The following is a 12610-nucleotide window of genomic DNA, read 5'->3' on the forward strand; positions in this document are numbered from 1 at the left end:
CTCATTTCTTTTTAAGATAACGATCTTGAATTATTTAATGCTAATAAACCTTCAGCAAGTTGCTCTCGCCACCAAATCTCGTCGTGACCGCCTTGAAACTCACTATAGGTAATTTGGTATTCTTTTTCTCTAAGCGTCTTATACAGGCTCCTATTGGCTTGTAACAGCGGTTCGTTCTCAAGAGTTCCAGCTGCCATATACATACGTAAGCTCAGCGTATTACTAATTGATAAAAATTGTTTCTCCATCCAAGGAAGTTTTTCTTCATACCCGTCCTTTTTCCAATGTACAGAACCTGACAATGACAGCACATTTCCGAAAACATGAGGATTCTGAAGTGCTGCATAAAACGCCGCTAGGCCACCTAAACTTAAACCAGCAATTGTTGCATGCGCCGGATCCTTATATACATGATATTTTGTTTGAATCCAAGGAAGTAGCTCTTCTATTAAAAATGCATTCATCTTGTCGTTATAAGTAAGCTCATTTAATCGATCTACGTGTTCAATTCCAACAACAATACACGAAGGTATTTCTTGTTTATGAATGAGATGATTGAGTGTTGCTGGTGCTGAAAGATTTTGCATAAATGAGTTTCCATCAAATGTGAGGATAAGATTTTGAAGGCTTGATGTAAGAGAATAATCATGAGGTGTGTAAATATATATCTTTCGTGTATTGCCTAAAACAGAACTGTAAAAAGAATATGTTTCAACTTTTCCCTGAGGATTATAATTTTTAGGAAATCTTTTATCGTACTGCATTTCCATTCCTATTTCTAAAACAGCTGCTCTATCTGTTCCTTCTCCGAATATATGACTGTTAAATGGATCTAACTGATACTGTTCACTACGCGCTATCCAATTTTGTTCAAAATAATCATTAACTGAAAAGTGATAGGTAGAAATAAACTTTTTGTTCGTTCTAAATGTTTTGTACCATAAATTCGTGTCTGAAAGCCGTTCTAGTCGATTAGAATGAAGATCCCAACCAGGATAACTACCAAATACATAAATATTTTCTGTGTCTTTATCGCCTAGCCATATGTAAGTAATAAGATGATACTGATTATTCATTGGACAAGTTTCTATAAGTGGCGTCTCATTTGCTTTGAGTTCATCTAAAAATGTATGAAAAGCTCGTGTATCTCCATTGCTTAATTGATCTGTAAGCTCTGTTATTTTGGGGCTTAGTATTGACTTCATTCCTTTTCCCTCCTCCACCGCAGTATATTAGTACTTCTTTTTTTGTAAATAAATCCCTATATAAACAGGGTACTAATGTTGTATATTTTATGAACAAAAACACACAAACAATATAGTCTGTGTGTTTACATTCTTATTTATCAAGATAGTAAAGTGATAATTTACGTACTGTTGCCTAGTATCCACTGTTCACCCCTATAGTTATTATTTCTCTATCCATTCTAATAACTGCTCATACTGATTCTTTGCATCCTGATACCCAAGATTATATAAATTAACAAGCTTGTCCTTATTTCTTTCAATCCCACTAACAGGAAGCTGCATGCTTGGTTGAATTACAAAAAAGTTTTCTTTTTGTTCATCTGAAGACATGTATGAAATGCTCTCATTATAAAACCGATAATGATCTACTAAAAGCTTAGAGACTTTCGGATATCGTCTATATAAATATTTTGCCATTGGTGAAAACTTATTACGCTTTTTCTCATATCCTTTTGGCTTTGTCATAATAACAATGTTTTTTTGAAATCCATCTATTTGTGCCTTTCGAACAGGGATAGGATCAATGATTCCCCCATCTAAAAGTTTTTTACCATCATAGTCCACAGCTGGAGCAATAAATGGAACAGAACTTGATGCGCGAATAATTTTCAATATATCATTCCCATGCTCTTGCTTATTATAATAAACAGCTTGTCCTGTCTCGCAATCTGTTGTGCCGATTACAAATTGCTCATTTGCATATAAAAAAGTTTGAAAGTCAAATGGTACAATTTTATTAGGCACTTCATCAAAAAGAAAGTCCATACCAAACAATTCTCTTTTTCGTATTAAGTTTCGATAAGATATATAACGATGATCAGATACTAACTCTGTATTTACTTTTTTATTCCTTCCTTTTTGACGCGATAAATAAGTTGCACCCATGCATGCTCCTGCCGATACTCCAACTACATATGGGAAAAACAAATCATTTTCCATAAAGTACTCAAGTACCCCTGCTGTATATAACCCTTTCATGCCTCCGCCTTCTAATACTAAACCGATATTTTTCATTTATAATCCCTCTATATTTGTTTCTTGATTTTCTAAACACTTATATTTTAGCACAAGATATTATGATGAAGTATCAATAAATTCATTGCATTTGCTTAAAAAAGCTCTTGCTGCATTGTAAGAATCTCTTAGTCTATAACATGATACAATAAAAGAAACTCATTCCACAGATCATAAAGGAGGAATTTTATATGGGTTTATTTAGTGGTATTTTCCGAAATGCATCTGATACGAGTACAGAAAATGTTGAGCGTGACTTACAGAAGATTATGCTTGATGATGAACAAGTTGAGTATGCGTATAAATTGATTCGAGATTTAATTGTATTTACAAATCGACGAATGATTTTAGTAGATAAACAAGGAGTAACTGGTAAGAAAACAGAATATCATTCTATTCCATATAAAAGCATTACACAATTTAGCATTGAAACAGCAGGTCATTTTGATTTAGATGCAGAACTTAAAATTTGGGTATCTAGTATGCATGAACCGATTACAAAGGAATTTAAAAGTGATGACAGTATTTTAAGCGTTCAAAAAGCATTAGTAAAATATACAACAAAATAACACCTTTGCATTTTTATACAAAAACAAAAGTTATAACCCCGTGTTTTTTGGAACAACATGCATTGCTTTGTTTTAAAAATACAAAAAACTTCGCAGCATTGTATTATATAGGACCAAAATAAAGGGATAGATAATACAGATATACTCTGTTGTATCTATCCTTTTAAAACCTATTTTTATAATATTTTCTTATAATAAACAAGTGTTGTATTATCATTCAACTTCTTTCTTAACCCCGTCTGAATGTAGCCCACTTTTTCATACAGATAACAATTACGTTCTTCTTCTAAAATGGTAGCTAATTCCCAACTAGTTGCTTGTGGGAACATCTTCTCTATTAAAACGAGTACTTCCTGGGCTACCCCTTTCCCTTGATAAATAGGCAGGATAAACATAGGGCTTATCCAAAATTCCGTTGTCTTTTCTTTCCAAAATATACAAATAGCCCCCGCAAGAGTATGATTAACTAATATTTTATAAAATCCACCATTAGGATTGTTTATTCTTGTAATTACTTTATCAATTGTTTCATTAGCAGGATTCGTTTTATAGTCCTTATATTTTTCTAATAAGGGTTTAAATACTTGTACTTGAATATTGAAAATATATTCCGCATCAAAACTTATTGCTCTTTCTAGTGTTATTTCCATAACATTTACCACCCTAATCGCTCCCGTAAAGAAGTGATATGTGCAGTATGATGTCGACCGTGCCATGCATATAATCCAATTGCTACCTCCAGTTTTGTTTCACCTGATTCAGGATGATTAAAAGTTTTTTCAAGATCTGTCTGCTCTAAAGAGCTTAATACATTTACCCATCTTTTATGTAATGAATCTAATAATATAAGGGAAACATCTACAGGTAATTTTGAATCAGGGAGCTCTGCCCATTTCTCTTCCATATATGGTTTAATTGTCGGGTTATTTTCTGTAAGAGCTAACTTAAAACGAATATAACTATTCATATGACTATCGACAACATGATGAACAACTTGCCGTACTGTCCATCCACCCTTTCGATAAGGTGTATCTAGCTGTTCTTTATCTAAACCGTTAATTGCTTTTGTTAGTTTTGCAGGGAGATTTTCAATTTCTTGAATCCACTTTTCTACCATTTCCTCCGTAATATTTCCTTCATAAGTAAACTTCCCAATTGGATAACGTAAGTCCTGCATTGTATTGTTCCCCTTTTGTTTTAAAATTTCTTTTATAATACTTTAGTATGTTTCCAAACGTAATGAATGAAATTAATCTCTTGACCATTTAACTCTATACCTTTTTTATCAATTGCCGTACGTGAAAAGCCGCTTTTTTCTAATACTAGTTGTGAAGCAATGTTATTATTTGTTGTCTTTGCATGAATTTCGATAATCTGATGGTTTGCTGCTTGAATTAAGAGTAATTGGACGGCCTTAGTTGCAATTCCATTTCCAATAAAATCTTCTCCTACACGATAACCAAGATATCCTAATTGTCTATATTTCTCTATGTCTACTAAGTTTATTCGACCTACAATTGTTTTTTCCATATTCCGTATGAGATAAAAGTAGGAAGTGCCTTCTTTTTGTTCCTTTAACAATTCATCATGTTTAGATTGAAACGTCTCATAAACATAGTAATCATCACCACGACTCGGTACCATCTTTTCAAAAAAATTTCTATTATAACTCTCAAAAGCAAACAATTCTTCTGCATCTTGTTTCTTTAATTTTTCTATGTATATTTCCATTCATGACTCATTCCTTTTTAATCAATTATCTATTATAAATTCTCCATTTAATAGTTAAAATCCTACTGCTTGTAATGAGATTAACCTCCTTTATTTTTTCGAGTTGTAAAAATAGCAAGCCATACCTTAGGATGAAGAAGATGTAGGGGACTACGCATAAAGTTCATGACCCTAACTAAACGAATGTAAACGTCTGTATTACTCGCGGAAAGTTGGTATATTTTTTTCGTATACCATTGTTGAAATGGTTGTATAAAAGGCTTTTCTCCTTTTATCTTAGGGTGACGGAAAGCTTCTGTAGTAACCATTTCCCACGGCGTTGCAATAATTTTTGAAATTCGCTTATAAAAGTCACGCGTAAAATCTTTCTCTAGCACTTTCCCCTTCTTTAAACACATTTGTAATTCTTCAGCTTCCATAGCAGCGACAGAAATTCCTTGTCCAAAAACTGGATCAAAGCGACAGTGAGCATCTCCAATTACTAAAAATCCTTCTGGCATATTTTTCACTAAATCGAATCGACGACGAATTTGGTATGGAATCTTATGTATTTTTATATCTGTAATTGGCTCTGCTTGTTCAAGAAAATGAATGACATCTGGTGCAGGTAACTTATGAGCAAATGCAAGAAATTCTTCATCTGTTTTTGGTGCATTTTCATTGGCGTATCCGCTAAAAGTCACGAAATATCGATTGTCTTCAATGGTTTGAATAAAGGCGCCATAAGGATTTTCGGGAAAGCTAGGAGAAATAAGTAAATTACACCAATCAGGATATTCATTCTTTTTTAGACGGAATACCCTAGTCGCGTAAAATAATTGAATCCATACTTTTTCTTCTTTTACTTCTATGTCATGTGTTTCTAACCATTCTATAGTTTTCGAACCAAATCCACTTGCATCCACAACTAGTTCTGCGTGGAAATTTTCTTTATTTCCGGTCTTCACGCATCGCACTTTTACTCCAGAGATTTTGTTATGCTGCCGATCTATTATCAACTGTTCAACCATTGTTTCATATTTTGTTGTAATATTAGTTACTTCACTCATTCTTTTTTGTATGTGCCACTCAAGCATAGGACGACTTTGTTGAACCGCATTCAACTCTCCGATAAATGGTTGTTTCCATAAACCAAAATGATGCCATTTCAAATCCCCAGTAAAATTATTTTCGATACCACCATCTTCTTTTAATTGATTCATAATTGCCGGGAATAATTTCTCAATTGCTACTTCACCACCTTTTAATAACACATGAGGATGATGGCTTTGAGGTACTCTTTTTCTAGGCCTTTTTTCATTCCATTCTTCGCCTGCTTCTAAAATTATTACTTCTTGAAAATAATCAGATAAAGCTTTTGCTGCTAGTTTCCCAGCTATACTTCCACCAATAACGATTGCTTTTCCTAACATTTTTTACCTCCCGCAAGATATTTCCGCTACTTTCATGATGCTAAAATAAATTTTTCATTTCCCTCTTTATTCTTCTGACATATTAATAGAATCATAAAATAAAAAATCCTGCTATAAAATTGCGCAACAGGATTTTTTTATCAACATTTATTCGTCTTTCACCTTAATTACAAGTACTATTTAAGCAAAGAATCAACATGTAATTCCGCTAAAAATAGCATTGTTTATCTAATAACGTTCACCAGCAAGACTCAGCATAAAATAAGATTATTGCATGACTGTATTTTTTCAAGGTCGTTCTCCTTAAAATACGCCAGTGAACTGTAAAGTTAAAATGATAATGCCTAGAGCCCAAACATAATATGCAAATACTTTAAGAGAATGCTGCTTTAAATATTGAATCATCCAAGATACTGCAATATATCCAAAAAATGCAGCAGATAAGGTGCCAACGATTAACGATGTACTTGAAATGCTTTCAGCTTTCCCTTGAAATACGTCTACAGACTGTAAAATGATTGCTCCAACAATAGCGGGAGTAGATAACAAAAACGAAAAATATGCAGCTGTTTCACGATCTAATTTTCTCCAAAGTGCTGCGACAATCGTCATACCAGAACGAGAGATTGCTGGAAAAATAGCAAACGCTTGAAACGAACCAATAATAAAAGCATCTTGATATGTAATGTCATCCATTTTCTTACGTCCATTTTTTTGTTTCTCTACCATATATAAAAACAAACCTGTCACTAAAAACTCCCATCCGATTGTTACACCCGTTTTTGAAATCTCTTCAAAGAAATCTTTAAATAATAAGCCAATTATAACTGCTGGGATTGTTCCAACAATGAGTAAAAATGTAAGCTTTGAAAGTGGATTTTTAATTAAATAGATAAACTCTTTTTTATAATAAATAAACACCGCTAACAGGGTACCAATATGCAGCATCGTGTCTAAAAAAAGCCCAGCTTCATCTAAATGGAACAAATGTCTTCCTAAATACAAGTGTCCAGTACTGCTTATAGGTAAAAATTCCGTTAATCCCTGAATAATTCCTAATATAAAAGCTTCTAACCAGTTCATGATTGTCTCCTTTCTTGTTTGCTTGTACCAGTATATGTTTGTTTTTACCTGTTATGAAAGAAAAGAAAGGTAAAGGAATTCAAGATTTAAGGACTTTTCCAAACAACAAAAAAAGAGGGTATATACCCTCTTAACATAAACTTTATTTAATTTGTTCTTTATGTTCATGATTAACAAGAACATACCATTTACCTGTATCAAACTTTTCTTTATTAATCACATAAACTTTATTTCCTCTCTTTACATCACCAGGTTTTAATTCCTTACTAATAGTAGAGGTCTCGCCTTTTTCAACCTCATAACTACTAGTTGCCCACACATCACTTTGGTAAGCATTATCATTTTCATCCACTAAATCAACTGATGGCAAAACTGCTAATTTCATCGGTTCGTTTGTGATATTTTTCCCTTCAACCTCTATAACAATAAAGACATGTCCATTTTCAGGCTCTTGGATCCCTATACTTTCTTTACCAACCTTATCTCTTTCTACAACTCTTTTCACAGTTACATCAAATTTTGGCGTATTAAAAGTTTTGTTTAATGAATACTCTTTTTCTTTTATTTTTGTCTTTTCTTTTGTTTGTTCCGTGTTTTTCGAATCTGTATTCCCTTTCGTTGTATCGTTTGTTTTCACATTCTTTTCTTCTTGCTTAGAAGTGGTTTCTTTAGATTCAGAAGAAGTTTTGTCAGATGTACTTCCACACCCAGATAAGTTAAATACTAAAGCGCCACCCAAAATACATGTAGTAAATTTTTTCAACATCCTTTTTTATCCCCCAATAAACACAATATATAAATTTCCTATTTATCATAGCAAAAAACAATTTTTTGCATTGTTATATTTTGTCGAATAGTCTAAGGGGATCAAATGTTTTTTATTAAATAAAAAAACATGACCTTAATATAATACTAAGATCATGTTTTAAATTACTCTTATTTTATTTATAAAATACCTTATCAACATTATACTTCGCTTGAAACGCATTAATAATATATGTTTCGTAAATTTCTCTTTCCATTGGATCTTCTACAATACATGCATCAATGCGGTATACTTCATCGCGATGTGCTTGAATTGGTGAAACATTGTCTTCAAAGTGTTTTTTAATGCGTTGTCTTATTTTACGTGCTTTCCCAACAAAAAGAAGTTCATCATTAATGTTATAAAACATAAAAATGCCGCCTTTATCTCTTGGAAACAGGTGGAAATCAATGAATCCATGAATTGGAGTGATTCTTGGCTCATCGCCTTTTATTACTTGTTTTCTTTCTGTTATAGAAACATCAACTGCAGGTAAATCAATTTTAATCAAGTTACTTCACGTCCTCTTTTATAGTAAAGGTAAATAATAGCATAAGTATGAAAAAAAAGCTATGCGTGTTGATTATAAATGTAATTTAATTAAATTTATACAATCGATTTGCTAAAACAACTTTCATTATCTACTAAATATTATAGGTATATCATTTATGCATTTTCTCCAAATCATATGATCATACGCCTCGCCCCAATAATCCTTTAACAAAAAGTTAGGCTCTCCAAATTTTTTCTTCCATATTTTTTGTGCGTTAGTATATCCGCTATCCAAACAGAATTCTTTTATTCCTTTATCCAATAAGGTAAGAAAAATCGCATTTAAAAGCAAATTACCTATGCCGCGTCTTTGGTAATTCGGGAGTATAAATACAGTCCCTATCTCATATAAGTCTTTTAATGCGCCATCTGTGCAATTATTAATCAGTTTACTAGATGGCCCAAATTCAATTGTGCCGATAATTTTATTACAATGTTTGTCTACAGCGATCAAAAAATATCGATTTTTCCCATCGCTATCAAAGTCACATTTCAAGTACTGTTTTTTAGTTTCAATTTCATTTTCTATATCGCCAGCCAACTCCGATAAACCTTCTCCAGCAAACGTATCTATAATGACTGTATGAAACAATTGATGTAACTCTTCATAATCACCAATGATTGGTCTTCTTATTTCAACGTTATACACTTAAGGCAACTCCTTAATCCTCTAAAATTGTATGTGTAATTGATTTATAATTTTCATGCTATCTATTTCAAATTTACAATCAATATAGCTTTTCTCCAAAATGCTCAAAATTCCCTCTGCAAATATAAAAAGAAACAAAAAAAGATTAGGTAGCTATTCCTAATCTTTTTTTGTTTCTAGATCTAATCACTATTCAAGTGCACCAGCTACATCATAATGACTTAAATCCAATTCTATCGGTTGGTCAAGAGCAAGTTTTGCAAGTTCTGAACCTAAGTATGGACCTGCTGTTAATCCAGAAGCACCTAGGCCGTTCGCAACTAGTATACCTTTAAAATTAGGTAACGGACCAATGACTGGAAGAAAACCTGGTGTAAATGGTCTAAAACCAACTCTTGTTTCCAGCATCGTACTATTTTCTAACCCTGGTGCCACAGACAACGCTTTATCAAATACTTCATGCAAACCACCAGCTGTAACACGATAATCAAGACCAGTATCATTTTCATGTGTTGCACCTACAACTACACGGCCATCTTCAAAAGTTAAAATATATTGATCGTTTGGCGGCATAACAACTGGCCAATTTTCAGTATTCGTATTCGGCATATGTAAATGAACAATTTGTGCTTTTTGGAAAGTCACAAGAAAGTTAACACCAAGAGGTTTTAACAACTCATTTGCCCATGCTCCTGCAGTAACAATTACTTGATCTGCCGTTACTGTTTCACCATTTACATGAACACCTTTAACATAATTGTTTTCATGAATTAAAACAGCATCTCCCTTTATAAAGGGAGCACCATGTTTTTTCGCAGCATTTACAAGAGATTGACGAAGTGCTCGTCCATTTACCCGAGCAGCACCGCTTATATGCACAGCTCCATATTCTTCCGATAACGGCGGGAATAATTTTTTTGTTTCCTCTGGTGATAGACGAGTGATTTCGCCAATTTCAGGAGCATCCTCACGTCGTTTATATGCTCGCTCCTCCATTTGATCTAACTTTTTATCATCTGTATGTAAGCTAATAGCACCTACTCGATTATAACCTGTATCTATTTCACCATCTTCTTCTAATTGCTGGATTAAAGAAGCGTAATATTTCGCTCCACCTTTCGCGATTTTATACCAAGCTTTGTTACGCCGTTGTGAAAGCCATGGACATACAATTCCTGCTGCTGCATCCGTTGCTTGTCCTAAATCCTGGCGATCAACCAAAGTAACACGAGCTCCCTCTTTAGCGAGATGATAAGCAGTAGACGCCCCTAAAATTCCAGCTCCAACTACAATATACGATTTCATTTCAAACACCTTTTCTTATTCATTCTTTTATATTCTATTTACTGCACGAGAGCTCTACACATTTTATGTGCTGTAAAAAGCCACTCTCATAAATTCCGAATCATATTCAGTATACTTGAAGGAGATGTTTTTTCAACTTTTCTCTTCTATTAATTGTGTCATCATTATGTATTTTGATATCGAAAACGGAAGTTCATAAAAAAACATATTCTTGATGAGGTCAAGAATATGTTTTATATCTTAAAATTAGACTTACGGTACCTATAACTACACTTTAAAAAAATTCCACTCTTTTTGAATATCCTAGTTTTACTATTAAATCTTCTTTATTTCTTCTTTCTGTGGAATAAATCAATTGATTTATAACCTTGTGAAAGGATTTCAACCATTTGCTGCGCACGCTTTTCACGTGTCTGTTGCTGTTTTGCTGAGAATATGTGGCGTGCCCAATCTTTTTGATAGCCTGGTGTTAAACTTTGATAAAACTGAAGTTCATTTGGGTGATTAGCTAATAATGCTTCTACATCTTTAATATTCTCTACATAATCAGAAACACATTGACTAGCAGCAGATGTCTTTTTAACTTTCTTTTTTTCGCGTTTCAAACCAACGACAGTAAAGACATCATCCATACTTACCATCCGTGCGAACTTAATATCACTATTACCTACATATCCATCTTCTCCAACGTTCATTGCTGGAAATATTTCATCTCTGTGAATAAAAGTTTCATAACGAGTGCTACCTTTTTTCGGATAAGCGAAAAATAAATAACCTTTTTCGAGTAATATTTGCTTATTAATAATAAGTTGCGTGTACTTCACCATCTCATCAATTGTTTCTACAAAAATGAAAATAGCATCATGATCTTTAGATAACTTAATTGCGTGTTCAGTAAAAAGGGCATAATCGCTTGGTTGATTAATCACTACCATATTACTATATTTACTAAGGTTCAATTTATCGATAACTGACATAGTAGACTCCTTTTTTATTCATTGTTACTTTTATCGTACCTATATTACCATAAAAGAGAATGACCTTGCTGTGCAAACCAAACCATTTATTTAATTCGTTTTTCAAATAAATAGTTTGGTTTTTCATTTATTTACCATGACGCTTTTACATTAAGGATCATATTATTTCTATTTTGAATGCAAAGGTAGGGTTTACATTTCAATGTTAAATATATCATGTAAGAGCTTCCTATAGTAATTCTCTGTAATTACACTTTTCCTTTTTTGGCCATTCATTACTTGAGTCAAACTATCTTTCGTCAAAGAGACATATCCAGAATGCGTAAGTTTTACTGCAATCGGCCCTTTATTAAAACTAGAATTCTCATCTTCTATGACTTTTCTTTGAACTTCATTTAAAGTTGTTTCATCAATAGGATCCGTACGAAAAGCATGACATACTTTCCATTCTATCTTTTCGTGTGGGTCATGCCACGAATGAGTGTCTCGTCTTTCTAAAATATAAGTTCCTTTATCTGTATCTTTTCTCCTAACACGATATTCGCCATTTTTTGAAGTAACAATCTCACCAGTAAACGGTACAAGTGTGAGAGGTACAAGTGAAGCAATTCCTACATCAGCTAAATACGATACTGAATCATAATTTAAAATGATTGTAATATGGCCTTCTTCAAGAGCCCATACATTTAAATCACTTTTATAAACTGTGCCTAATGCCAACTTCACATCGAATCCACAATCTTTTAATAAGTAATATAGAATAGAATTCATTTCATAGCAAAGCCCACCTCGGGAACTCATTAGTATTTTCTTTTGTAAATTCTCTTTAGAAATTTCTTTCGTATTACCTGTTACGATATCTAAATTCTCAAACGGAATTTCATACGCAATTGCGCTAATTATTTTGTTCAAGTCCTCAAATCTCACAGTCTGTTATTTCTTTAGGTTTAACCTTGCAAAAAACTGATCTTGTAACTCTGTCATATAAAGCACCCCTTCAATATTTAGAGTGAATGTATTATATGCTAATTTTAAAAGCTATGAAGAGCATCAACAATGTTCATTTACAATAACTGTACCGGTACAAAATTCCTGATTTTTAATAAAAAGAAGTAGATACCGATGTTTGAAACACCAGCATCTACTTCTTTTTCATTTTATTTTAATGTGTTTTGAACAACAAGGTCCGGAAATACTGATTCCATAACCATAAAGGTGTATGAATATCACTTGGAGTAAACACACTTCCTATTAAAACTTAATCCC

14 protein-coding genes are annotated in these 12610 nt (G+C 32.9%); 1 reads left to right on the forward strand and 13 read right to left on the reverse strand.

All coding sequences use genetic code 11. The features are described from left to right. Positions 1-11: 11 nt before the first annotated feature. Both JDS96_RS11570 and JDS96_RS11575 read right to left on the reverse strand, forming a co-directional pair. A complete protein-coding gene (locus JDS96_RS11570) occupies positions 12-1205 on the reverse strand; it encodes an alpha/beta hydrolase (RefSeq protein ID WP_242479895.1) in 1194 nt (397 codons plus the stop codon). Positions 1206-1409: 204 nt separating this feature from the next. Continuing rightward, positions 1410-2261: a patatin-like phospholipase family protein gene (locus JDS96_RS11575; RefSeq protein WP_199666854.1), complete on the reverse strand. Its 852-nt coding sequence runs from the start codon at positions 2259-2261 to the stop codon at positions 1410-1412. A gap of 191 nt (positions 2262-2452) precedes the next feature. Between JDS96_RS11575 and JDS96_RS11580 the strand changes: the two genes are divergently transcribed. Next, positions 2453-2830 (forward strand): PH domain-containing protein, encoded by a 378-nt coding sequence (locus JDS96_RS11580; protein ID WP_199666855.1) that lies wholly within the window; start codon positions 2453-2455, stop codon positions 2828-2830. A 176-nt stretch (positions 2831-3006) separates the two neighbouring features. Here the strand turns inward: JDS96_RS11580 and JDS96_RS11585 are convergent, their stop codons facing one another. The 11 genes from JDS96_RS11585 to JDS96_RS11635 all read right to left on the reverse strand — a co-directional run bounded on the left by JDS96_RS11585 (position 3007) and on the right by JDS96_RS11635 (position 12271). Continuing rightward, the gene (locus JDS96_RS11585; RefSeq protein ID WP_199666857.1) at positions 3007-3546 is read right to left on the reverse strand and encodes a GNAT family N-acetyltransferase; all 540 of its coding nucleotides are present in this window, start codon (positions 3544-3546) and stop codon (positions 3007-3009) included. Then, positions 3486-4007: a YfiT family bacillithiol transferase gene (locus JDS96_RS11590; RefSeq protein ID WP_199666865.1), complete on the reverse strand. Its 522-nt coding sequence runs from the start codon at positions 4005-4007 to the stop codon at positions 3486-3488. The genes JDS96_RS11585 and JDS96_RS11590 overlap by 61 nt, the downstream gene beginning before the upstream one ends. A 32-nt stretch (positions 4008-4039) precedes the next feature. Further along, positions 4040-4561 carry a GNAT family N-acetyltransferase gene (locus JDS96_RS11595; protein WP_199666867.1) on the reverse strand — a complete coding sequence of 174 codons (522 nt, stop codon included), beginning with the start codon at positions 4559-4561 and terminating at the stop codon, positions 4040-4042. Between the two features lie 80 nt (positions 4562-4641). Next, entirely contained in the window at positions 4642-5973 is a 1332-nt protein-coding gene (locus JDS96_RS11600) for an NAD(P)/FAD-dependent oxidoreductase (protein ID WP_199666869.1), read from the reverse strand. 303 nt (positions 5974-6276) lie between these two features. After that, positions 6277-7056 carry an undecaprenyl-diphosphate phosphatase gene (locus tag JDS96_RS11605; protein ID WP_033797613.1) on the reverse strand — a complete coding sequence of 260 codons (780 nt, stop codon included), beginning with the start codon at positions 7054-7056 and terminating at the stop codon, positions 6277-6279. A gap of 142 nt (positions 7057-7198) precedes the next feature. Then, the gene (locus tag JDS96_RS11610; RefSeq protein ID WP_018765940.1) at positions 7199-7822 is read right to left on the reverse strand and encodes a DUF4352 domain-containing protein; all 624 of its coding nucleotides are present in this window, start codon (positions 7820-7822) and stop codon (positions 7199-7201) included. Positions 7823-7997: 175 nt separating this feature from the next. Next, a complete protein-coding gene (locus JDS96_RS11615; RefSeq protein ID WP_199666871.1) occupies positions 7998-8372 on the reverse strand; it encodes a nucleotide excision repair endonuclease in 375 nt (124 codons plus the stop codon). Positions 8373-8498: 126 nt separating this feature from the next. Beyond that, on the reverse strand, positions 8499-9062 hold the full coding sequence (locus JDS96_RS11620) for a GNAT family N-acetyltransferase (protein ID WP_199666873.1): 564 nt from the start codon (positions 9060-9062) through the stop codon (positions 8499-8501). A gap of 189 nt (positions 9063-9251) precedes the next feature. Beyond that, positions 9252-10367, reverse strand: a complete 1116-nt coding sequence (locus tag JDS96_RS11625; protein ID WP_199666874.1) for an NAD(P)/FAD-dependent oxidoreductase — start codon at positions 10365-10367, stop codon at positions 9252-9254. Between the two features lie 326 nt (positions 10368-10693). Continuing rightward, positions 10694-11344, reverse strand: coding sequence for a YdeI/OmpD-associated family protein (locus JDS96_RS11630; protein WP_199666876.1), 651 nt, complete (start codon positions 11342-11344; stop codon positions 10694-10696). Between the two features lie 192 nt (positions 11345-11536). Continuing rightward, complete coding sequence (locus JDS96_RS11635; protein ID WP_307838176.1) at positions 11537-12271, reverse strand: arylamine N-acetyltransferase family protein; 735 nt, start codon at positions 12269-12271, stop codon at positions 11537-11539. Between the last annotated feature and the right edge of the window lie 339 nt (positions 12272-12610).

This window comes from Bacillus cereus group sp. N21, assembly GCF_016483395.1.
GTDB classification, from domain to species: domain Bacteria; phylum Bacillota; class Bacilli; order Bacillales; family Bacillaceae_G; genus Bacillus_A; species Bacillus_A pseudomycoides.